Raw genomic sequence first — 22,203 nt, forward strand, 5'->3', positions numbered from 1 at the left:
TTTGTTTTCGATCCCGTGCGACAACGATCCACCGGAGGTTTTATTTACCGGTGCTCGATTCCGACGATTCGTTTCGCTCCCTCTCTTTCTCCGCCAGATGCGGTGCCATCACCTCTTCCAGCGTGTACCCGGTCAGCCGGCGGATGGTGCGCCAGAGATAATAAAAGATCAACATCATCATAATCATGGAAGGAATGGCGATCATGGGATAGCTCACCAGGGTCATCCGACCAAGCTCCTCATTGAACGCCTCGGTACCGGACGGGCTGACCACGATCCATTTAGCAATCACGTAGTTCATGATGGATGAAAACAGGAAGGTGCCCGCAAAGAAGTAACTCGCCTTTAGCAGGCGGGCCTCGAATTCCTCAACCCGATTGTGTTCTTCAAGGGTTTTGTGGATCTTATCGACATCCAGAACACTCGGGTTATACAGAAGGGTGCGTACCAGAGGGTACTTGGTTCGTGTGGAAGCCAGTACCGCCAGACCTATGATCGCGGGAATCGCGGCTTCCTTGATGGCTAACCAACCCGCATCCAGCTCAAGCAGGCCAATGCCGCCTGTCAGCCCGACACTGACCAGACCGAGTACCGCAATGAAGTTTTTCTTGCGGTACTTGATCAGTTCGAACAACCCCCAGCCCAGTGGAAACGCCAGGCCGATGACCAGTGCGTTCACGCTGCCCAGATGTTCTTCGCCACTGAACTTCATCAGGATAACGGATGGAATGATAATGCTGACCAGCAAGTCGACCCAGGGCCTTGGTTTGTGGTCCGGAACGTTGGCGGAGCTCGGAGACGTCATGTTCTAGCCTGATTGGTGAAACTGGAGCAGGCCGGAAGGCACTGCCGGAGTAGTCTGGGCAGTATACGATGAATCCAAGTGTGGACGTAACCGCCGTCACCGCACACAGAAGCGGCGGGTTGACTGAATAGACGCTTTCCAAACGGGCATAAAAAAACCGGGCTTATGCCCGGCTTTTCTGTTTCTTCTTGAACGTCAGCGCCGATCAGGCACCCACTTCCTTGAGGCTTTCTTCCACAATCGCCAGCCCTTCTTCCAGCACCTCGTCTTCGATGGTGACCGGCATCAGGAACCGCAAGGTGTTGCCGTACATACCACAGCTCAGGAGAATCAGACCCTTCTCCTTCGCCTTCTTGGTTACCACCGCTGCCAGTTCCGGCTTGGGCGTACGGCTTTCCTTGCTTTCCACCAGCTCAAACGCAGCCATGGGACCGAGGTTGCGCACATTGTCGACGTGGGCAAACTGTTCCTGCCACTGGCTGAAGCGCTGCTTCAGTTTTTCGCCCAGCGCCTGGGACTTGCCGAGAATGTCCTCTTCCTTGAACACGTCGAATACGGCCAGGGCTGCTGCACAGGCGGTCGGGCTGCCCGTGTAGGTGCCGCCCAGAGAGTTCGGACCGGACGCGTCCATATACTTGTCGGTACCGACGATGGCGGAAATCGGCATGCCATCAGCCATACTCTTGGCCATGGTCATCAGATCCGGCTCAACGCCACTGTGCTCGATGGCAAACATCTTGCCGGTCCGGCCAAAGCCGCTCTGCACTTCGTCTGCGATCATCAGGATATCGTTCTCGTCGCAGATCTTGCGGATTTCCTTGAGGAAGCTGGTCGGAGCCGCGTAGAAGCCGCCCTCACCCAGCACCGGCTCGATAACGATCGCTGCGGTGTTGTGGGCCGGGGAATCGGCTTTCATGGCCATTTTCAGGCCACGCAGTGCTTCATCTTCACTGACGCCGTGGTACGGAACCGGATAAGGCGCGCGATAAACGGTGCCGGGCATGGGGCCGAAATCCGTCTGGTACGGCGCTGCCTTACCGTTCATGGCCATGGTGTAGAAGGTCCGGCCGTGATAACCACCGTCGAAGCAGATGACGTTGGTCTTGCCAGTCGCTGCACGGGCGATCTTCATGGCGTTTTCCAGGGCCTCGGCACCGGAGTTGGCCAGCATTACCTTGGCGTGGCCACGCACAGGAACCACACCGCTGAGCTTCTCCGCCAGTTTCACGTAGCCCTCATAGGGCATAACCGTCTGGCAGGTATGCATCAGCTTGTCCAGCTGTGCCTTGACCGCTTCTACCACCTTCGGGTGGCGATGGCCGATGTTCAGTACGCCGATGCCGCCGGCGAAATCGATCATGCGCTTGCCGTCTGCATCCCACAGCTCTGCATTCGTTGCATGGTCGGCAAACTGTTCATTGGGACTTGCCGCGCCCGCCGCAACGTAGCGTTCTTTGAGTGCCTGCAATTCTTTATTGCTCACTTTGCCATTCTCCCTGGGTTCAGGTTCGAAAGTTTCACCTAACAGTGTAAGTAGTACGGTCACAGGAAACAAACCGACTATTGTCGCCCTCAGGCCGCATTGTCCCGGAATTGCAGTTTTGCCAGGCGTTGATAGAGGGCGTTATGGCGCATCAGTTCATCATGGGTGCCCACCGCCAGCAGGCGTCCCTGGTCCATAACGGCAATCCGGTCCGCGTCCCGGACCGTGGCCAGGCGATGGGCAATCACCAGGGTGGTACGCCCGGCAGTGAGAGCTGGCATCGCTTGCTGGATCAGATTCTCGCTCTCTGCATCCAGTGCGCTGGTGGCCTCATCCAGCAACAGCACTGGCGCATCGGCCAGCAGCGCCCGGGCGATGGCAAGACGCTGCTTCTGGCCACCGGACAGCCCCAGGCCGGCATCTCCGAGCAGCGTGCCGTAGCCCTTTGGGAGGCTCTGGATGAAATCATGGGCATGGGCGACCTTCGCAGCCTGCTCGACATCCTGCTGGCTGGCATCAGGCCGGGCGTAACGGATGTTGTCGGCCACCGTGCCATGGAACAGGGCTGGATTCTGGGGCACCAGGGAAAAACACCGGCGCAGCGCATCGAGAGACAGATCGGCAGTGTCGACGCCATCGAGTAGAATTCGGCCCTCTGTCGGCTGATAGAAGTGCAGCAGCAAATCGAACAGCGTGGATTTTCCGGCTCCGGACGGCCCCACCAGGGCCAGGGTCTCGCCGGCCCTGACCTCCAGCGAAAGATCTGTCAGCGCGGGCTGTTCCAGCCGCCCCGGGTAACTGAAGCTCAGCCGCTCAATCCGGATTGCCCCCTGAACGTGTTCAGGGAGTGTCAGTGTCGACTCCTTGCGTTCAAACGCCGGCTCAGTCTGTAACAGTTCAAACAGCCGCGCCGCCGAGCCTGCAGCCCTCTGCAACTCGCCGATGACCTCGCTGATGGCGCCGGCAGCAACACCCACCAGCAGACTGTAGAAGACAAAGGCCGCCAGCTCACCCGGGCTGATCCGGCCGTGAATAACGTCCAGGCCCCCTATCCAGATAACGATGCCCACAGCGCCCATCACCAGGGAAATAGCCAGCGTGGTCAGCCAGGCCCGCTGCCGGATACGCTGCCGGGCTATGTCGAAGGCCCGTTCCGACACCTCGGAAAAATACCGACGGTCGTGGGGCTGATGGTTAAAGGCCTGCACGGTCTTGATCTGGGTAAGGTTCTCGCCCACATAACTGCCAACATCGGCCACCCGGTCCTGGCTGAGCCGGGACAGCGCGCGAACTCTCCGGCCAAAGAACAGGATGGGGGCAATCACCAGTGGAAAGCCCAGTAGAATGATACTCGCCAGCTTGGCGTTGGTAATGAACAGCAGCAGCAACCCGCCGACCAGCATCAGGGCATTGCGCAGCGCAATGGAAACCGTGGAGCCAATCACCGACTGCAGAACCGTGGTATCAGCGGTAAACCGGGACTGGATTTCCAGGGCCCGGTTCTGCTCGAAAAAGCCCGGATGAAGATCAATCAGGTGGTTGAAGACTTTTTTGCGGATATCCGCCACCACCCGTTCGCCGATCCAGGACACCAGATAGAACCGGGCAAACGAGCCAAATGCGAGCCCCAATACCAGTATGAAAAACAGACCGATGGCCCTGGCCAGGTTCTCCGGCGACTCGGTGGCTAATCCCTGATCGACAAGAATACGTAGACCCTGTCCTAACCCGAGTGTAATTCCGGCCGTAAAAATCAGCGCCACCAGGGCACCGGCGACAGCCCGGCGATAGGGGCTGATAAAGTCGATGACCAGTCTCAGGGCCTTGCGGTGACGAGTGTTAATGATGTGCCTCCTGGATACGGGGTGCTGTAGACTCCGCTAACAATACGGTTTGTACTCCATACAAGACCTATCATACAGCTACGCAAGAGCGTGCGGGTGGAGCAGCTTGCCAGGACCGTCGAAAGCCAGGGATGGCTTTCGCCGAGCGTACAGGGACGTATTTACAGCGTGTCCTGGCAAGCTGCTCCACCCGCGCGCTCGACTACTCCGAAGCGGAAGGAACATGAATTGAGAGCCTACGCCGACAACGATTACCCGGCAGATCATAAACCGGACTGGAAAATCATTTCAGGCCTCTGGCCCTATCTGGCCGAATTCCGCGGCCGGGTAGTCCTGTCCCTGGTTTTGCTGGTGTTGGCCAAGCTGGCGACCGTTGCCACGCCCATTGCCCTGAAATACATCGTCGACTACCTCGACCAGAACCGCGGCGCGGACATGCTGCTTTGGATCCCGGTGATCCTGGTGGTGGCTTACGGCACACTGCGCTTTGGCGCCACCCTGTTCAATGAGCTTCGGGATGCGGTATTTGCCCGGGTAGCTGAACGGGCCATGCGCCGGGTGTCCCTGCGAGTGTTCGAGCACCTGCACCAGCGGGAACTGGCCTTCCACCTGGATCGAAAGACCGGTGGCCTGGCGCGGGATATCGAGCGGGGTACCAACGGCATCAGCTTTCTGCTCCGCTTTACCCTGTTCAACATTGTGCCCACCCTGCTGGAGATCCTGATGGTCGCCGGCATTCTTTTCGTGGTGTTCAACGTGGGTTATGTGCTGGCGATCCTGGTGGCCGTGGTGGTGTATGTGGTCTTTTCCATCAAGATCACCGAATGGCGAACGAAATTCGTGCGCGAAGCCAATGCCCGGGATAACCAGTCCAACTCGCGGGCCATAGACAGCCTGTTGAACTATGAAACCGTCAAATATTTCAATAACGAGCGGTACGAGGCGGAGGTCTATGATCGGGATCTGGACGACTGGGAACAGGCCCGTCTGAAAAACCGCCTGTCCCTGGCCGCGCTTAACTCCGGTCAGGCATTGATTATTGGTTTGGCGATGATCGTGATCATGGCCATGGCGGTCCGGGAAGTGGCCAGTGGTGAGATCACCCTCGGTGACTTCACCATGATCAATGCCTACCTGCTTCAGCTGTTCATTCCCCTGAACGCCCTGGGGTTTGTCTACCGGGAAATCCGGCAGGCACTGGTGAATGTCGAGCGCCTGTTCAAACTGCTGGGGGACAAACCGGCGATTGAAGATGCTCCGGATGCTACCGAGCTGGCCGTGGATAGAGGCGAAGTGCAGTTTGACCACATCCACTTTGCCTACCGCCCGGACCGCCCGATTCTGAAGGATGTGAATTTTTCCATCCCGTCCGGCCACAAGATTGCCGTGGTGGGAGCCAGTGGCGCCGGCAAGTCCACCCTCGCCCGCCTGCTGTTCCGCTTTTACGACGTCGATCAGGGCGCCATACGGATCGACGGCCAGGACATTCGGCAAGTGACCCAGGACAGCCTGCGCTCGGCGATTGGTGTGGTTCCTCAGGATACGGTGCTGTTCAACGATACCCTGTACCGGAACCTGGCCTATGGCCGGCCGGAAGCCACGGAAGAAGAGGTGTACCGGGCAGCTCGAATGGCCCACCTGGAAGACTTTATCCACAGCTTGCCGGAGGGTTATGAAACCAAAGTCGGCGAACGGGGCCTCAAGCTCTCCGGTGGTGAAAAACAACGGGTGGCCATTGCCCGGGTGATCCTGAAGAACCCGCCGTTGCTGATCCTGGATGAGGCCACGTCCTCCCTCGATTCACTTTCGGAGCAGGCCATCCTTACGGCGCTCAAGGAAGTCAGCCAGAGGCGCACAACACTGGTGATTGCCCACAGGCTGTCGACTGTTATGGATGCGGACAGCATCCTTGTGATGGAGGGCGGAAAAATCGTGGAGAGCGGACACCATCAGGATTTGTTGGCCCGGAACGGGCACTACGCCCGGCTGTGGTTCCAGCAACACCAGTCTGATGGCGGGGATACCGAAATTCAGCCGGAATCCTGATCGTTGTAGTCAAACACGACCACTTGATTGCGGCCTTGAGCCTTGCCCCGGTACATCGCCTGGTCCGCACGTACCAGAATCTGGCTGGGTTTTTCGTCAGTCCGGTCGGAAATGGCAACGCCGCAGGTTATGGTGCCCCGCAGTTCATCAAAGCCAATGAACCGCAATTGTTCAACGGATCGGCGAAGGCGTTCTGCAAATTGCCTGGCACTGTTCTCGTCGCACTGAGGCAAGAGCACGGCAAACTCCTCGCCACCGATTCGCCCCAGCGTGTCGCCCGTACGCAGTTCATTTTTGATGCGGTGGGCAGTCTCCCTCAGGACAAGGTCACCAACGTGGTGCCCGTAATGATCATTCACTCTCTTGAACCAGTCAAAATCGAAGAGTACGACCGCATAGCCGGCGCCGTTCCGTTTCAGCCTCTCAAACTCCCAGGACAGCACCTCGGTGAAGCGACGCCGATTGGCTGCACCTGTGAGATCGTCAGTGGTTGATGTCTGTCGGAGCTCTTCTTCAAGCGTTTTCTGGGAGGTGATATCCAGGATCGCGCCGTGCCAGATGACCGTACCGTCCGGCTTGAATTCCGGTTTGGAACGGCCCAGAACCCAGCTGACCACGCCCTCGTTTATAACCCGATATTCACAGATCCAGTTTTCGCCGCTTTTCTTCGAGTGGTTAATGGTCTGTTCAACAAAGCCGCGGTCTTCTGGATGAATGGCCTGGAATACAATAGTCCCATCGGCGAGCGCCTGCTCAGGCGTCACGCCATAGACCCGTTCAATGCCGGCACTGGCATAGGGAAACGTCATGGTTCCGTCCGGTCTGATCTCGAACTGGAACACCACACCCGGCAAGAGCGACGCCATTTTTTCAAAACGCTGGATCGTTTGCTGTTGCTCAGCCTTGATTTGCTCCAGCCTCTGTTCGTACTGCTTGCTGCTGGAGATCTCTATGTGCGTTCCGGAAATCCACTCGGGCTCACCTTCAAGTGTCCGACTGACGAGGCGACCATAATCTCGGACCCAAACCCAATAGCCGTCGCGATGACGCATGCGGGCTTCACACTCGTAATACTCGGAGTCGCCGCGGAAATGAGCCGTTAACTTCTGCTCTGACAGAGCCAGATCGTCCGGATGGGCGTGCTTCATCCAGGTGTCAATGGACACCGGTTGAAGTTCTTCCAGCGAATACCCGATGATTTCCGCCCAGCGCTCATTAAAAATCGTCTCCCCCGTCTGGACGTTCCATTCCCAGGTTCCGGCGCCGGTCCCTTCCAGAATGGTTTTTAGACGTGAGGCTTCGTCTTGCTGAAGATAAAAAGAATGAGAGGGCATTCCACGTACTGCATGTCAGAGAGTTCCCGGCGATCATATAAGAACATGTAGCTGGAGGCGATACCCATTAGTCAGTAGATTCCACAAGTGCGAGCGCCAAACCTGAGGCCCTGGAGACCTGCTGCGAGACGGCCTCCCTGAGCACCGGAATGTCCCCGGCAATCAGGCTGAACCAGTTTCTGGCGCGGGTGATCCCGGTATAGACCAGCTCTTTTGTCAGGACCGGGCTCAAACGGTCCGGCAAGACCAGGCAGGTGTGGTTGAACTCCGAACCCTGGGATTTGTGCACCGTCATGGCGTACACGGTTTCCAGCTGCTGCAGACGACTGGGCGAGATCCAGCGAATACCGCCAGCGGTGTCGCTATCCGGAAACGCCACCCGCAGGGTATAGCGGGGCTCACCGGTGTCGGTCCGATCCCAGGGCACGTTGACGGCAATGCCAATGTCGCCGTTCATCAGGCCCAGGTTGTAGTCGTTGCCGGTAATCAGCACAGGCCGGCCCTCATACCAGCCCTCGGCCCGCGGGATCAGTTTTTCAGCCAGTAACTGCTTTGCGATCCGGTCGTTGAGGCCTTCTACGCCCCAGGGGCCCTTGCGCAGGGCACAGAGCACCTGAAAGTCACTGAAGGCTTCAAGGAGCTGCACCGCCATCGCATCCCAGTCTTCGCGGGGGCTGTTTTCGTTCAGGCCATGATTCTGCAAGCGTTCGAGGTAATGGCGGTAACCAACGGGTGGTGGCAGGCTCTGACCATTCACTTGCCGGCCCTGCCCGGCATTTCGGAATGCCTCTGGTGAGCCGGTGATGGCATGTCGACACACCAGGTCCAGGGTGTCTTCCGTGTCCCCACTTTTCGACCGGCTGTTAAGCAAAATTACGTCGTCGAATTCTGCTTGCCGGATCTGGCGCAACATGGCGTTATCAAGCGCGTTAGTGTTCACTGCTTCGGCAAAGGCGCGGATACCGCTGTCCTCCCGGAACCGGTAGCTCTTGCGCAGCATGGCCACGGCCTGATCCATGGGTTGGCCGGTTTCGTCCACCAGTGACTCCGGTATCTCGCCTTCGGCCATGGCGGCCAGCCACCGGGCCGTCTCCGGTGTGTAATGCGCCAGCAACGCCCGCTGGCAAAGTTCCCCCAGTACTGCACCGGCGTCCACCGAGGCCAGCTGGTCCTTGTCGCCCAACAGGATCAGCTGGGCGTTGGCGGGCAGGGCATCAAACACCGACGCCATAAGATCCACGTCCACCATTGAGGCCTCGTCGATCACCAGGATATCCACCAGCAAAGGGTTGTCCCGGTTATGGCGGAATTTGCGGGTATCCGGCCGGCTGCCCAGTAACCGGTGCAGGGTAGTGACCCTGGTGGGGATATCATTCAGGTCCACGTTGCCCGGCAGTTCGGCAAGGGGTAACCGGCTCACTGCACCACCGATGGATTCGTTCAGTCGGGCCGCCGCCTTGCCGGTCGGGGCTGCCAGGCGGATCCGGTATTTCCGACCGGCCCGTTCGGGGGATTCCCCGGCGACGGCCTGCAGGGCCGCCAGCAGGTTGACCACGGTGGTGGTCTTGCCGGAGCCCGGCCCGCCGGTGATCACGGCGAAATGGTTGCGGGCCGCCAGGGCACAGGCCAGTTTCTGGTAATCCACCGGTTCTGACGACCGGAACAGCGTATCCAGAGCGAGAGACAGGGTGCGGGCCGGACCGGATTCCGGATCTGCCAGGGGTGATGGCAAAGCCAGGCGGTGCCGGATACCCGCCGCAATGCGTTGTTCGTAGCGCCAGAATCTGCGCAGATAGAGCCGGGTTCCGTTCAGCACCAGGGGTGTTGTATGTGAGCCATCACTTACGGCGCAGGCGCCTTCCAGTATGATCAAGCATTCCGGCAGCGTTACAAGTGCAAGCACGTCGGCGGGCTTGGGCCGGTCCGGCTCGCTGGTGCCGGAATCGGTGAGCGGCTCCTGGACCGACTCCTCTGGCGGCAGTGACAGGGTATGCCCGGCATCGGCCAGGAGATTGCCCAGATCGACGCAGACATGGCCACGCCCCACCTGATGGGAGACCAGTGCCGCCAGCAGCAGGAGCAGTGGGTCCGGGCGTTCGCCCTGCTCTTCCGAGAGCTCCCGGATCAGCCGGGCAAACCCCACATCCAGCGCGCGGATCCACTCCGCCTGCTGCCAGTGCAGCAGCAGGGTCTCGGTTCTATCCGGGCTCGAGAGCAGATCGTTGATAGCGAAGGTGGTATCACCGGCAGCGGGTATGGTCGGCGTTTCCGCAGCGATGTCCTCCGCGAACAGATCAATCTGGTGGTCGGACTTTCCGGTTTGGGAGCGGGAACGGCTCATGCGGCCACCTCCGCAACCGACTCGCCATCAAACAGGGCATCCAGTTGTTCAATCAGGGCTCTGGGCGGTTTGTCGGTGAAGGCGCCACCTGTGCTGGAATCAATGCCTCGCAGGAACAGATACACCGCGCCGCCAATGTGTCGGTCGTAGTCGTAATCCGGCAAACGGGCTTTCAGCAGCCGGTGCAGGGCCAGCAGGTAGAGCACGTATTGCAGATCGTAGCGTTTATCCAGGATGGCGTTGCCCATGGCCTGATCGGTATAGGCGCTGTTGTCTTCGCCCAGGGTATTGGATTTGTAGTCCAGCACGTAATAGCGCCCGTTGTGTTCGAACACCAGATCGATAAACCCCTTGAGCATCCCGTTGAATCGGGTCTCTTCGACTCGGGGACGGTCCGCGCGATTCAGGGTGTGCACGGTTACCAGCTCGTCGAGTTTGCGGATACTGACGTTGCGGCTTTCAAACCAGAACTCCAGTTCCGGGCGCAGGGTGATCAGGTCCGCCAGGCAGACGGTTTCTGCACCGGCCCGGTCGAGGCTCAATGGTTTGCTGATCAATGCCAGCAACCAGCGCTCCAGCGGCTCCACCCATTCGTTCCAGCCACGAGTGCCGCAGCGCCGGGTCAGCTGCTCATGAAGTAGCGGCGGGTTATCCACAACCCGTTGAAACCCCTGCTGTGTGCACCATTCCAGCAATTCGTGCAGGAAGGTGCCGGGTCCGGCGCCTTTCGGAAAGTTATGCTGGTTGCGCTGGTTGGCCATTTGAGCCGGGTTTTCCTCTTCGTCCAGGGTACTTTCTTCCAGCAGGTTCTGGGTCTGGGCATCTTCCACCTCACCGGTAAACGCGATCCCGGTGCCGGTCATGCCGGTGTATTCGATGGAGGAGTAGCTGGCAATCCACCAGTCCTCTCTGGCCTCGCGGGAAGAGACCATGGCCGGGCCAAGCGCTTCCGGCGCCGGTTCGTGGTAGTGCGTGTCGTCCGGATCCGGTAACGGGGTTATCCGGATCTCTGCTCTGCCCTCTGCCAGTTTCCCCAGGCAATCGCTGATACGGCTTTGCCCTTCGCCGGCAATCAGGTAGCCCAGTCCGCTTTGCTGCCAGTTGTCCAGGGCCGCCGTGCCGACCCAGGTGGCGAAGCGGGCCCGGGTCAGGGCTACGTAGAACTTGCGGATATCCTCGCCGAGGCGCTCACGGTCAGCCCTGGCCACGTCGTCCGGCGACGGGTCGAATACCGTGACCAGCCTGCCCTGCTCATTGTGATAGCGCACGAAGGCCTGCTTTTCACTCTGGGCGCGAAAAGCTGTGCCAAAGGGCAGAAACACCAGCGGGTACTCCAGGCCCTTGGACTTGTGCACGGTGATGACCTTCACCAGGCCGGCATCACTCTCCAGCCGCAGGGTACGGTGTTCATCTTCCTCGTCGGCTGCACGCAGAATCTGGGTGTAGTGGTGCACCAGGGCATGTTCGCCGTCCAGTTGCAGGCTGTCCTGCTGCAGCAATTCGGCAATGTGCAGAATGTCGGTCAACCGCCGTTCGCCGTCAGGGCGTTGCAGTAACCGGCCTGGCACCTCGAAATCCATCAGGAAGGTTCGCAGCATGGGCAGTACACCCTGTTTCTGCCATTGCTGCTGGTAACCAATAAAGCGCTCGATTTCCCGTTCCAGCACGAGCTCGTCGGTCAGCAGCTGATTCATGGCATGCCAGGACTGACCGAGGGTGGGTGTAGCCAGGGCCGCGCGGATATAGGCCAGCTGCCGGGGCTCGGCAAATGCCCGAAGCCAGCAGAGCATTTCCTGTGATTCCCGGGAGGTCAGCACCGAATCGCGGTCTGACAGGTACACACTCTTGATACGCCGCTGGCCCAGGGCGTCCCGCACTGCGCTGGCCTCGTTGCGGTTGTTGACCAGTATCGCGATGTCTTTGGGGGCAACCGGCTCCAGATTCTCTGAATTATCGTGCAAAGCAAAACCCGCCTGCCCGGCCTGGCCCAGGGTCAGCAATTGGGCGATCTCACTGGCGCAGGTTTCCGCCACATCGGCCGTGGCAGTGCCCTTGGCCATACCTTTCGGATTGCCATCCCTGTCCTCTTCCCCGGATTCATGGGTCCAGAACACCAGGCTGGGCTGCGCTTCCCCGTTAATCGCCCAGACTCGTTTGGTGCCATTGGCGTCCACACCCTGGAACGGCAGCGGTGACGTATCGCCCTTGCCGAACAGGAAGGCGCCGTCCCGGCTGTTCTGGTCACTGTGTTCAAAGACCCGGTTAACCGCCGCCACCATGGTTTTGGCGGAGCGGAAGTTCTTACCCAGTGTGTAGGTCTGCTCTTTCACACCCTGCCGGGCCTGCAGGTAGGTGTAGATATCGGCCCCCCGAAAGCCGTAGATGGCCTGCTTGGGATCCCCGATCATCAGCAGGCAGGTACCGGAATCGCCGCCAGCCACATCATAGATGCGGTCGAAGATCCGGTACTGCACCGGGTCGGTGTCCTGGAATTCGTCAATCAGAGCAACGGGAAACTGGCGACGGATCGTCGCGGCCAGCTGGTCGCCCCGGGAGCCGTGCAGCGCATCGTCCAGCCGGGTGAGCAGATCGTCAAAGCCCATTTCCGAGCGTTTCTGCTTTTCTGACTCCAGCCGCCCGGCAATCCAGTGGCTGGCGTGGCGCAGAATGTCGGATTTGGCGTTGGGCTGGTTCTGGCTGAAATCCAGCAGCGCTCCGATGGCATCAAAGGCCGGGTGATGAGGGGCAGAATCATCGCCCTTGAGAATCTTGTCGAGCCCTTCGGGCGTCTGATTCTTGAAGCCCGCGGCGCTATCGATCTTTTCCGGCAAAAGGTCGTCCGATTCCGCCCAGGCAACCAGCAAGTCCCAGACCTTGATCATGGCATTCTTGCTGGCGCCATGGAGTCGCTTGCTCTTGTTCAGATCGTTCAGCAGCTCGATGACGTCATCGCGCCACTGGCTCCAGGGGTGGGCTTTCAGAGACTGTGACTGTTCCAGACGCTGCTGAACCACTTGATCAATGGCCTGATGAACGCTGTCCGGGGGTGTGCCCAGGCTCAGGGGATCGTCAATCAGATTGCGAACACCCTGGCGCAGGTCCCCGGGGGTTTTCCAGTGGCTCAGGGCCTCGTCCATCAGCGCCGGTGGCAGAGGATAGACAAAGGTGCGCCAGTAATCCCGGGCGACCTCGTCCAGCAATTCGCTCTGGTCGGTTTCGAGGGTGAGTTTGAACAGGCTGCCGCTGTCGAAGGCGTGCTCGCTGAGCATGCGGTTGCAGAAACTGTGGATGGTCGATACCGCCGCCTCGTCCATCCATTCGGCGGCCAATAGCAGCTTCTTTCGGCATTCCGGCCAGCTGGCCGGATCCGGGTAGCTTTCATCCCGTAGCTGGTAGATCAGTGCCGTCTCCGCGGGTGGATTGGGCTCGTCGGGCGCGTCAGAAAACACCTCGGCGGCCTGGGTGAGCCGGGTGCGGATACGGTCACGCAGTTCCTTGGTGGCGGCCTCGGTAAAAGTGACCACCAGCAGGTTGGGAGGCAGCAGGTTCTGCAGAGGGCTGTCGGGCGACTGGCCGTGGCCAAGCACCAGGCGTACGTACAGAATAGCAATGGTAAAGGTTTTGCCGGTGCCGGCACTGGCCTCGATCAGAGCACTGCCGTTGAGGGCCAGTGCCAGGGGATCCAGGTTCGGATTCCGGTTGGTCATCTGCTCGGTCATTCCAGGCCTCCGATCTGATCTGCAGCCGATTTGTCCTGCTCGGCTTCCCAAACCGGCACGTAGAGCTGATGCAGCAGGGCTTCGAATTCACCGCTGGCCATCAGCAGCTCCGGTGTTTCAAAGGCTCCTCTCAGGTAACCCGTATCCCGCTCCAGAGCAATGGTATATGCCTGCTGCGCCTCTGATATGGCTCGTTCATGGTCACCGACGTACTTTTTGCTGCCGTAGAAACTGGTGATCCAGGCAAAGCCGGCCTCGCAGTGAATGGGCAGCGCCCGGGTGGTGGCGTCCATCCATCCGCTGAGCACCGTTTCGAACAACGGTCTGGCCCGCTCTGGATGCAATGGAGCAAAGCGGAATTTCCGTCCCTCCTCCTTGCCCAGAACCAGGGTCTCAAAAGGTTGACCGCCGAGCTGGCCTGCCAGATGGATCAGCCAGTCCCGCATCAGATTGGCATAGCGTACTTTCTTGCTGGATCCTGAACCGGTCAGCAGGCTGGAACTCGCCACCACCAGCCGGCACAGTTCCCCCTGGGCATTGCAGCGCAGGTTGTCGATCAGATCCGCGATTTCCACCGAACCCAGGGCGTTTTCAAACCGGTAGTCAAAGGATAGCGGTTCAACGATTGCTTCCGGCCAGTCAGCCAGTGCGTTCTGGTAACGCTCGAACAGATCGGGCAAACGCCCGGCCAGCTCGGAACGCAGGCGGTGTTCGGTCACGCCCATACCCAGGTCCCCGCGTCGGGCCATGCGGTCCAGAGTTGCCTGCAACCGGTCGTGCAGTTCCTCTTCGCTGCTGGCTTTCAATAGCCCGTCCTGGATCAGCTCGTTGTCCAGGCGCCAGCGGTCGAGGCCGTCCAGCTCGAAATTCTCGTTGTCGGTGTCGTCGTCTTCGACATCCTCGAAGCGCACCTGCAGCCGGCGCTGGTAAAAGGTGTCGATGGGCTTTTTCAGGAAAGCCGCCAGATCGTTCAGACTGATGGGCTCTTCGGGCGCCTGGTAAGGTAGTGCCGACTGTGTCTGCGCGGCAGCCTCACCACCATGGGCACTGCGCCATTCCCGCTCGTAGGTGAATAACCGGCGTGCCTCCAACACCTCGGCCAGGGGACGGGGCGAACTGTTTTCCCCCTTTCCACCCTCCTCCAGCCCGTTGGCTTTCGGGAAATAGCTCCGGCTGAACGGCTGCAACGGGTGTTGGGTCGTCAGTGCCTCGATGACCCTGGTTTCGGGTTGCCCTGACACAGACCAGAGACTGTCCAGATGATCCTGAAGCTGCCCCACCAGAACCGACGGCGGCCGTTCCGAATCGTCCTTGATGCTGCGGCCGACCCAGCTGATGTAAAGCTGCTCCCGGGCAGACAACAGGGCTTCCAGGAACAGGTAGCGATCGTCTTCCCGGCGGGATCGGTCCCCCGGGCGGTAATCATGGGCCATGAGATCGAAATCCACCGGCGGCCGGGAGCGGGGATAGTCGCCGTCGTTCATGCCCAGCAGGCACACTTTCCGGAAGGGTATGGCACGCATGGGCATCAGGGTGGCGAAATTGACCTTGCCGGCCAGGAAACGCTGGTTCAGGCCGCCTTCATCCAGCCCCTCCAGCAGCACATCCTTGACGATGTTCAGGGGCAGGGTCTGTTCCTCAAGGCCCGCTGCCAGGGCGTCTTCCAGCCACTGCGCCAACTGGCGGCGGAAACGGTTCAGCAGCAACAGGTCGCTGCCTTCGACCTTATGGAAGAACTGCCCGAGCATCTCTGAGAACAGGCCCTCCCATTCGTCCGGTGTGCGATGGGTCTGCAGCGCCTGCCAGAGGGTTTCCAGCCGATGCACAAAGTCGTTCAGGCGGCCGGCAAGGCTGGCCTGCAGGCCCCCGATTTCCCCGAAGGGTTCCACACCGGCCCAGGGCTCATCGTCGCCCATGCCATAGCCCAGCAGCATCGAACGCAGCCCGGATTGCCAGGTGTTGCGCTCCAGCTCGGCGGGCAGGTCCAGGCTTTCCCGGTGCTGGCCGTGCAGACCCCAGCGGATATTGGCGCCCTCGACCCAGCGACGAGCCAGGGGGATCTCGTCTTCATTGATCCCGAAACGGTCCCGTATGCCGGGTACTTCCAGCAGGCTGATGATCTCACTCACCGCAAAACGGCTGCGGGGCAGTGACATCAGGGTTTCCAGGGCAATCAGCACCGGCTCGTGGTGGCGCTGGCCCTGGTCGGAAATGGTGAAGGGAATGTGGCGCTTCCGGCCCGGCTGGTAGCGGCCGAATACGGCCTGGATGTGGGGCGCGTACACGTTGATATCGGGCACCATCACGATGACGTCCCGGGGCCGCAGCGTGGGATCGACGTTGAAGGCGGCGAGAAGCTGATCGTGCAGAATTTCCACTTCCCGCTGGGGGCTGTGGGCCTCGTGGAACGCCAGGGAATGATCCCGCTGAATATCCAGTTGTCGTTGTTGCTGGCGGATTTCCTGGAGGGGCGTCAGGTTGTGGATATCGTTCTGCAGCTGATGCAGCAGGCGCGGTGCGTCCTCGTTGCCATGGTCCGAGAAAATATCAATTTTCTGGTCGGGGGTCTGGAAGCTGCCCCGGTACTGGTCCGGGTTGTCGAACTCGTCCAGCAGCCGGATGTAGTCCCGGCCCTGCTTGCCCCAGGCGGCCAGCAGTGGATTGGCGTGCTGGTGCAGCTGGTCCGGATCCTCAATGGCGGAAAGTGTCGGATGGGTCCTGCCCCGTTTGCGTTCGGCGGTGAGTAGTTCCCGGTCGCTGATGATGTCGGCCCAGTAGAACTGGCAGGGGTTGTGAACACACAGCACCACCTGACTGAACCGGCTCAGGACGTACAGGGCTTCCAGAGCTTGCCGTGGCAGCGACGAGACGCCAAACACCACGATCCGGGTTGGCAGCCGGGACGGGTTGGCCGGCGCCTGAAGTCGCTGGCCCTGTTCCATGAACCGGGTATGGATCTGGGAGCGGCTGGTATGAGCGTCTGCGCCCACATCCTCAACCAGCCGGCGCCAGAGCAGGGGCTGCCAGCGGGTTTCCGCATCCAACGACTTTTCCTCGGCCCGGGCCGTGATAATCACGTCCTTGCCCTGCTCCCAGGCAGCCAGCCAGTCGGCCCGGAACACCTGGTACTGATCAAACAGATCGGCCACCTTTTCGGCCAGCTGGAAATTGCGCAGGTCCGGATCGTTACCTTCCAGAAACCGGGCGAGCGGTGTAAAGGCCTCGTCCTGCCCCACCAGACGTGGCAATAACCGGTACAGCCGCCACACCAGCCGCCGTTTGTCGAAGGGCGACTGTTCCGGTACCTCACCGTCCGGAAGCACGGCCCGGTAGGCTTGCCAGATAAACCGGGCCGGGAACAGAAAATCCATGCCGGCAGCAATTCCCAGGCCGCCTTCCATGCCATCGTCAGTGCGCTTCTCCGCCAGTGCCAGCTTCAGCCACTGGGCAATGCCGTTACTCTGTACCAGGAAGGTTTCACTCTGCAGCGGGGGCATGGGATTGTGCCGGCAGATATAGACAACGGCCCGGCGCAGATCTTCCAGATGGTTGGCGTGAATCGCGTGAAACCCGGGTTCGATGGGAGCGGGTTTATCGGTGGACAGAGCGGCCATGGGTTTCCTTGTCTGATATGCAGTTCAATCCTGTTGCCACAGGTTACCGTATGTGACCACAGATGCGGACAGTCTGAAACGTTCGATCACCGGAAATCATGACGGCCCGTTGCGACAGGCGGTGTCGTGAGCTATCTGCGCAGGAGAGGTGCATTATGTGGACATTGATCACCGGCGCCGGTTCGGGCATTGGCCGGGCCCTCGCTCTGGAGCTTGCCGCCCGGGGCCATAACCTGATTCTTGCCGGCCGAACCCTGGCAAAGCTGGAGGAGGTGGCGGAAGCACTTCGCGCCGATGCACCTGACTGTGAAGTGATGACACTGGGCGTCGACCTGGCGGATCCCGCCAGTACCCGCGATCTGGCCCACCAGGTGAGTGATGCGGTCGATCACCTTTCAGTCTTTGTCTATTGTGCCGGCGTGGGTGAGCCGGCCGCGGATTTTGCCAGCCTTGGCCTGATCGATTTTCAGGAAGCGCTGGCCGTGAACGTGTCTGCCCCGATGCTGCTCACCCAGTCGTTGCTGCCGGTACTGAAAGGCGGCGATCCCGCGTCGAGGATTGTCATGATTGGTGCGGGCATGGACAAGCACGCCCAGCCGGGAACCGGCAGTTACGGGATCAGCAAAATGGCGTTGCGTCGGCTGGTGCGCCAGATGTCCGTGGAATTCGACACCATGTCGGACGGACCGGTGGTGAGTCTGTTCCAGCCCGGGCTGGTGGATACCCTCGGAATCCGGAGCCATATCCATAAGGCGGGTGAAATGAACCTTCCCCATGCGGAATGGCTGAACAGGCGCCTCTCGTCCGGCGACTGCCTCACCGCCGAACAAGCCGCCAGTGCATTGGCGTTCACGCTGAACCAGGTTCCGGAGAGTGATTTTCACGGTGCCGTGTTCAACGGCGCCGATCTGGTGGATTCATTGTCGTTTGCCGCAAGCTGACGGCTGGCGAAGTGGATCCTTGCCGTAAGCCCCTGTTTTACAGGGGAACCCGCATGGTTTCGCCGCTGCTGTCCGGCATACCGATCATTTCGTCGGTACCGGTAGGCGGAATCACTTCGGTGTTGGCCACCTGGTAATCGTGAAAGTATTCCCGTACCGCGCAGGCACCTGAAAACAGAACCGGCTTGTCGTGGGGGTCGGTCAGAACATAGCCCTGGCCATCCAGATAGAACCGCGCCATGTAATAACGCCCCTCCATGGAGACGATCTCCAGCAAGGAAATGGTGTCGTGTTTGTGGCTTTTCAGTTCGCCAGTGTCCATATGCATCGGAAGTCTCCCGCAGGTTTGTTGTCGTAATGAAGGTTACGGAACACACAGGCAAACAGGTCAATAAACGAGCAATCAGGAGGGTCCGGCGCGCCCGACACCCCGTATTGTTTAAAAGATGAACAATAGAGAGGTGCCATCATGGGTCACCAAAACATCATGTTCGGAAAGTGGCTGATTCCCGTTCTTCTGACTTTTATGGGGCTGGCCATCCTCGGGTCCTCACAGTCTGTAGCCAGCGACAAAGATGCGGACATCCGCGACACCATCCTTCGCCAGATCGAAGCCTTTGCCAACAACGACGAGGAACAGGCCTGGGCCCACGCCTCCGAGGGCATCAAGCGTCGATTCGGATCGTCCCAGGTATTTGTTGATATGGTTCGCGAAGCCTACCCGGCTGTGCACAACGCCACGGCCATCGAATTTACCCAGCGCGTGCCCCATGGCGCCTTTGAAATCCAGGTTGTGCGATTGCAGGGGCCGGAAGGCAAGCGGTGGGACGCCTATTACCGGATGGTGCTCACTGAAGGTGCCTGGAAGGTGGCCGGCGTGAGGCTCCAGCCGGCCGAGCTGGGCATTTAACGGGGTCAGGCAAGATGCCGCCCGCCGTCCAGGGGAAGGGTCCTGCCCGTGATGTAGGGGTTGTCCAGCAGGAACTGCAGTGTAGCGACAGCGACCTCGGCCCCGGGCTCGATGCCCATCAATGATTTTTTGAGGGTTTTTTCCCGGTAGGCCTCGCTGTCGCCCGGGTTGAACATGATCAGGGAGGGCGCAACCGCGTTCACCTTCACTTTCGGCGCCAGCAATCTTGAGAACGACAGGGTCAGGTTGGTCAGCGCCGCTTTGCTGGCGGCATAGGCGATATGCTTCGCGCTGCCTTTTTCCACCACATAGTCCGTCATATGGATGATATCGGTTGTCGAATCACCCTGCTCCAGCATAGATCGGCATGCCAGATTAATTCGGTAGGGTGTCATCACGTGGATCTGCATCATGGCGTTCATCACGTCTGCCGGATCCGAGTCCTCGCTCTCCGGTAGCCAGTCCGAGGCATTGTGGATGATCGCGCGGAGTTTGTCCGTCCGCGCTTTCAGGGCGTCGATAAAGCCATCAATGCCTTCGTTGGTGGCAAAATCCGCGTGGAGACATTCGGCTCCCGCCTTCTGAAGCGCATCGATGGCCGGGCGATAGGTGCGGTAGGTAACGATGATGGGCTGGCCACGATCAAGGCAGGCTCTGGCGAAGGCCTGGCCAATTCTCTGGCCGGCGCCGGTTATCAGAATAGGTGCGGTCATGACGTCTCCAATCAGGGTTCAATCTGCTTAATCTCCGAATTGAATACGTCAATAATCGTCTCGCAGAGCCATTTATGGCCGGATTCTTTCTCTGAATTCTGATCCCAGCAGAGGTCAAACGAGAAAACGACCTCTTCCAGTGGCAGCGGGGCGGCTTTGAGGTGTTTCAGGCGCGGATCCAGGGCCAGCAGGCGCTGTGGCGCTATGGCAATCAAATCTGTTTTCAAAAGGATATCGGGAATGGCGTCCCAGCTGGACACAATCAACGCAGAATGTCGTTCAAAACCACGCCCGGCGAGGGCGTCATCAATCACCGTTGTACCCGTGGACGCCTGGGAGAGTTTTACATGGGGCAACCTGGCATACAGTTCCGGAGTCATTGGCTCCGACGCGCTGGGATGGTCTGGTCGCATCAACACCACAACGTCATCGGCCATCAGGCGTTTACTTCGCACAGCCTTGGGCTTCAAACGGCCCGGCGTCAAACGGATCTGCGCGTCTACCCGATCCCATTCGGAGCTCTCGGTAGAAATGGAGAATGGCAGGATATCGATGGTGATATTCGGCGCTTCTTCGCGAATCCGCCGGGAAAAACTTGGCAGGAAAAAGCCGGAGATATAATTGGCCACTTGCATGCTGAACACGCGCTTTGATTCGGCTGGCACAAACTGCTGCTGGGCACTGATCGCGCTAGACAGGTAAGACAGGCCGTCTTCTACCTGAACAATCAGTTCTCTGGCTCTGTCGGTGGGTTCCAGCCCCTTGGCTGTGCGGTAGAACAGCTGATCATTGAGCATCAGGCGCAGTCGCCCGAGCGCGTGGCTGACGGCCGAGGGGGACAGCCCCAGCTCACTGGCCACTTTTGAAATCGAGCGTTGTTCCATGATGTTGGCGAAAATTACCAGCAAATTCAGATCAAAGTCGCGCAAATTCACCATAGTTTTCAACTCTCGCAGCTATTCATCATTATTGTTATTGCAAGGTTCCCCTGGCCTTGCCGTCGTGCCCAAGGCCCGCCAGGGATTGCCAAACACACTGACAAGTCTCGCAGACCACTGATATTTGCGCCAGATTCCGGGGGCACTACCAACGAGGCAGAAGCCGGCGCTCCGTGAGTGAGCACCGGCTTTAGAGAAGCGGTTACGGGAAGAGGACCTTACAGGCCCCGGGTTCAGCCGAAGGTAGCGGGCAGCCAGAGGGTAATGGCCGGGACATAGGCCACCAGTGCCACCACGCCAAGCAGAACCAGCATGAAGGGCCAGATATGGCGCGCGACAGTCTCCACGCGCAGCCCGCTGATGCTGGAGGCAACAAAAATGGAGTAGCCCACCGGTGGCGTCACCATGCCGACGGCAAAGTTGATCACCACCATGGCACCCAACTGGATCGGATCCAGACCAATCTGCTGGCCCAGGCCTATGAGGACGCCACTGAGGATGACCATAGCCGAGATGTTATCCATGACGGCCCCGAGCAGGAGCAACATGATGTTCACGATCAGTAGCAGGATGATCGGGTTGTCCGTGAGCGCAAGCAGCGCCTGGGTGAGCTGGGCCGGAATCTGTTCACTGGCCATGACCCAGGCGAACCCGTACGCCACCGCAACAATGAACATGATAACGGCGGTTGTTCTCATGGAGCTCATCAGGATGGAGGGCACTTTTTTCCAGTCCAGATCGCGATAGAGAAACAGGCCAACAATGGCGCTGTAGAGAACACCGACCATAGCCGCTTCCGTGGGCGTGAACATGCCGCTGTAGATGCCACCGAGGATGACAACAGGAGCGAGCAGCGCCCAGATGCCATCTTTCAGAGCGAACAGAAACTCTTTGCCGGTGGCACGCTTCTGCCTGGCGACACCGTGATAACGGGCATAAAGCACACTCACAACGCAGAACCCGGTGGCGGCAATAAGACCGGGAATGATGCCAGCCAGGAACAGCTTGGCGATGGATTCCTCCGCGAGGACACCCCAGATGACCATGGGGATGGAGGGAGGAATCATCTGCCCCAGTGGTCCCACCGCGGTCGCCAGTGCCGCTGCATACCCCCGCTGGTAGCCCCGGGTTTCCAGCTCATCAATCATGATCGAACCGACGGCCGCTGTCGTGGCCGGTGCGGAGCCTGAGATCGCGCCGAAGAAGGTTCCGGCGGCTACCGTAGACATGGACAGGCCACCGGTCAGGTGACCAAAAAAGGTTTCGGCCACCCGTACCAGTCGCCGGGAAAGACCCCCCGCGCTCATCACCTCACCCGCCAGGATAAAACCGGGAATCGCGAGCAGACTTGTAACGCTGCTTCCGGCAATGAATTGCTGGGGAAGAATCATCGGATTGACATCGGCCATCCAGATGCCCGCAGCCGCAAGCAGGCCGATGGTGAAGGCAATGGGAACACCCAGGGCCAGGAGAACTATCAGGCCAATGATCATGACCAGGCCAATCTCACCCATG

14 protein-coding genes are annotated in these 22,203 nt (G+C 59.6%); 3 read left to right on the forward strand and 11 right to left on the reverse strand.

Annotation, left to right across the window (positions count from 1 at the left end):
- Positions 1-40 precede the first annotated feature (40 nt).
- The 3 genes from KYE_RS18645 to KYE_RS18655 all read right to left on the reverse strand — a co-directional run bounded on the left by KYE_RS18645 (position 41) and on the right by KYE_RS18655 (position 4,108).
- Positions 41-805 carry a VC0807 family protein gene (locus KYE_RS18645; RefSeq protein WP_008176596.1) on the reverse strand — a complete coding sequence of 255 codons (765 nt, stop codon included), beginning with the start codon at positions 803-805 and terminating at the stop codon, positions 41-43.
- Positions 806-1,010: 205 nt separating this feature from the next.
- Positions 1,011-2,288 carry a 4-aminobutyrate--2-oxoglutarate transaminase gene (gabT, locus tag KYE_RS18650; protein ID WP_008176599.1) on the reverse strand — a complete coding sequence of 426 codons (1,278 nt, stop codon included), beginning with the start codon at positions 2,286-2,288 and terminating at the stop codon, positions 1,011-1,013.
- Between the two features lie 89 nt (positions 2,289-2,377).
- Positions 2,378-4,108: an ABC transporter transmembrane domain-containing protein gene (locus tag KYE_RS18655; protein ID WP_039882150.1), complete on the reverse strand. Its 1,731-nt coding sequence runs from the start codon at positions 4,106-4,108 to the stop codon at positions 2,378-2,380.
- Between the two features lie 252 nt (positions 4,109-4,360).
- On the opposite strand from KYE_RS18655, the gene KYE_RS18660 reads away from it, so the two are divergent.
- Positions 4,361-6,178, forward strand: a complete 1,818-nt coding sequence (locus KYE_RS18660; RefSeq protein WP_008176603.1) for an ABCB family ABC transporter ATP-binding protein/permease — start codon at positions 4,361-4,363, stop codon at positions 6,176-6,178.
- Here KYE_RS18660 and KYE_RS18665 read toward each other — a convergent pair.
- The 4 genes from KYE_RS18665 to recC all read right to left on the reverse strand — a co-directional run bounded on the left by KYE_RS18665 (position 6,163) and on the right by recC (position 17,186).
- A complete protein-coding gene (locus tag KYE_RS18665; protein WP_008176604.1) occupies positions 6,163-7,512 on the reverse strand; it encodes a sensor domain-containing diguanylate cyclase in 1,350 nt (449 codons plus the stop codon). The genes KYE_RS18660 and KYE_RS18665 overlap by 16 nt on opposite strands.
- Before the next feature lie 67 nt (positions 7,513-7,579).
- Positions 7,580-9,853 carry an exodeoxyribonuclease V subunit alpha gene (gene recD / locus KYE_RS18670; protein WP_008176607.1) on the reverse strand — a complete coding sequence of 758 codons (2,274 nt, stop codon included), beginning with the start codon at positions 9,851-9,853 and terminating at the stop codon, positions 7,580-7,582.
- On the reverse strand, positions 9,850-13,572 hold the full coding sequence (gene recB / locus KYE_RS18675) for an exodeoxyribonuclease V subunit beta (RefSeq protein WP_008176609.1): 3,723 nt from the start codon (positions 13,570-13,572) through the stop codon (positions 9,850-9,852). The genes recD and recB overlap by 4 nt, the downstream gene beginning before the upstream one ends.
- Positions 13,569-17,186: an exodeoxyribonuclease V subunit gamma gene (gene recC, locus KYE_RS18680; protein WP_008176612.1), complete on the reverse strand. Its 3,618-nt coding sequence runs from the start codon at positions 17,184-17,186 to the stop codon at positions 13,569-13,571. The genes recB and recC overlap by 4 nt, the downstream gene beginning before the upstream one ends.
- Before the next feature lie 155 nt (positions 17,187-17,341).
- On the opposite strand from recC, the gene KYE_RS18685 reads away from it, so the two are divergent.
- Complete coding sequence (locus tag KYE_RS18685; protein WP_008176614.1) at positions 17,342-18,127, forward strand: SDR family NAD(P)-dependent oxidoreductase; 786 nt, start codon at positions 17,342-17,344, stop codon at positions 18,125-18,127.
- A 37-nt stretch (positions 18,128-18,164) separates the two neighbouring features.
- Here KYE_RS18685 and KYE_RS18690 read toward each other — a convergent pair whose 3' ends face one another.
- Positions 18,165-18,455, reverse strand: a complete 291-nt coding sequence (locus tag KYE_RS18690; RefSeq protein WP_008176616.1) for a DUF6482 family protein — start codon at positions 18,453-18,455, stop codon at positions 18,165-18,167.
- Positions 18,456-18,596: 141 nt separating this feature from the next.
- Between KYE_RS18690 and KYE_RS18695 the strand changes: the two genes are divergently transcribed.
- Entirely contained in the window at positions 18,597-19,037 is a 441-nt protein-coding gene (locus KYE_RS18695; protein WP_008176618.1) for a DUF4864 domain-containing protein, read from the forward strand.
- A 5-nt stretch (positions 19,038-19,042) separates the two neighbouring features.
- On the opposite strand, the gene folM is transcribed toward KYE_RS18695, so the two are convergent.
- The 3 genes from folM to KYE_RS18710 form a co-directional block, all read right to left on the reverse strand.
- Positions 19,043-19,750 (reverse strand): dihydromonapterin reductase, encoded by a 708-nt coding sequence (gene folM / locus KYE_RS18700; RefSeq protein WP_008176620.1) that lies wholly within the window; start codon positions 19,748-19,750, stop codon positions 19,043-19,045.
- Positions 19,751-19,761: 11 nt separating this feature from the next.
- Positions 19,762-20,688: a LysR family transcriptional regulator gene (locus KYE_RS18705; protein WP_008176622.1), complete on the reverse strand. Its 927-nt coding sequence runs from the start codon at positions 20,686-20,688 to the stop codon at positions 19,762-19,764.
- 233 nt (positions 20,689-20,921) lie between these two features.
- Positions 20,922-22,202 (reverse strand): TRAP transporter large permease, encoded by a 1,281-nt coding sequence (locus KYE_RS18710; protein WP_008176625.1) that lies wholly within the window; start codon positions 22,200-22,202, stop codon positions 20,922-20,924.
- Position 22,203: the final 1 nt, after the last annotated feature.

It is taken from the genome of Marinobacter manganoxydans MnI7-9, from assembly GCF_000235625.1.
Lineage (GTDB): Bacteria > Pseudomonadota > Gammaproteobacteria > Pseudomonadales > Oleiphilaceae > Marinobacter > Marinobacter manganoxydans.